This is a genomic window from Qipengyuania sp. YIM B01966 (genome assembly GCF_016461955.1).
Classification (GTDB): domain Bacteria; phylum Pseudomonadota; class Alphaproteobacteria; order Sphingomonadales; family Sphingomonadaceae; genus QFOP01.
This window is the reverse complement of record NZ_JADMNM010000030.1, coordinates 1-1275: the sequence shown is the minus strand read 5'-3', so window position 1 is coordinate 1275 and position 1275 is coordinate 1. Positions and strand designations below refer to the sequence as shown.

The following is a 1275-nucleotide window of genomic DNA, read 5'->3' as shown; positions in this document are numbered from 1 at the left end:
GGCATGTTGCGCATCGCCGGATCATCATCTCCCGATGTCTCGGTCACGGGGCGCGGGCGCTGTTCCCCAAGCGGGGCAACAACCCTTTGCCGAACCGGCGGATTTCATGGGCGTTGTATTAAGCGACCGGCCACGTTGCAGGTGCCCACCTACACTCTCGCACGTCGTCTTGGCCCATCGGCGCGAGTGCGCTGCATCGGGTGAGTGCGAACCGCCCGATCTTCAAGGCAGCGGCTGATGGTCAACCGCTCTGCGAGCAAATACCTGCTGCGCCGCACGAAGGAATTGACAGAGGTAAGGCCTATCTAGAATCTGATACCATGGAGGTTCACATTTTAATTGAAGAGATCAGGCAAGCCCGCAAGGACTGTGGCTGGTCGCAGCGGTTTCTGGCGGAACGGATCGGCTGCTCAGCGCAGGTCATCAAGCGTTTGGAGGCGGGCATTGGTTCGGTCGAAACCCTTGTCGCCGTGATGGACGCACTCGAATTTAGGCTGACTGGCGTGGGACCGGGCATGACACTGGCGAACCAGTTGCGAGAGAAACGCCGCAAGCGCGGGTGGTCCGTGGCCGCGACGGCAACTAAAACAGGGCTTTCCCCATCCACCATCCTCAATCTTGAAAGAGGCGGCGGCTCGGTGGCCAGTCTCGTGCGATTGCTTGGGAAGCTGGCCCCGACGGCACGTCGCCGCGCGCCCGAGCGCGCTTATTGGGGAGAGGGAGACAAGGCGGACCGTGACAGCAGGTTCACTCCACCGAAATTCCTCGAAGCCATTCATGAAGCCTTCGGCGAAATAGACCTGGATCCATGCGGCCATATCCTCAGTCCGGTAAAGGCAAAGCGTTGCTTCCTACTTTCCGAAGGCGACAATGGCCTGACCGATAAATGGTCCGGGCGCTTCGCCTTCGTAAATCCGCCTTTCTCCCAACAGCAAAAGTGGCTGCGACGCGCCCACGAGCAGTGGACAGCAGGGCACATCGAAACTGTGGTTTGCTTGGTGCCGACCCGCACAGACAGCGAGTGGTTCCAGGAGGTGCTGAGCAAGGTCGCCAAGGTTTACCTGCTGAAAGGCCGTCTCCGGTTCGCCGACCCTCGAGGGCAGGAGCAAGCAACGCCATTCTCGGTCATGTTGGTGATCCTCGGCTCAACGGCGCCACAGCGGATTAGGCTGCAAGAGAGTGTCTCTGGATTATGGATGATCTGAGTAAGCGCTCCTTGTTTCGATGAATAACGGCAGCATGTGGGCCGATGCACGAACCCGCTTCGCGGGAGGG

Annotated in this window: 1 protein-coding gene; it reads left to right on the top strand. The window is 59.8% G+C overall.

The window, feature by feature from the left end:
• Positions 1 to 320 precede the first annotated feature (320 nt).
• A complete protein-coding gene (locus ILT46_RS11965) occupies positions 321 to 1205 on the top strand; it encodes a DNA N-6-adenine-methyltransferase (RefSeq protein WP_199504867.1) in 885 nt (294 codons plus the stop codon).
• The last annotated feature ends 70 nt before the right edge of the window (positions 1206 to 1275 follow it).

Excerpts from the sequence above, each read along its gene's own strand:
- ILT46_RS11965 (WP_199504867.1), top strand. The coding sequence starts at position 321 with ATGGAGGTTCACATTTTAATTGAAGAGATCAGGCAAGCCCGCAAGGAC.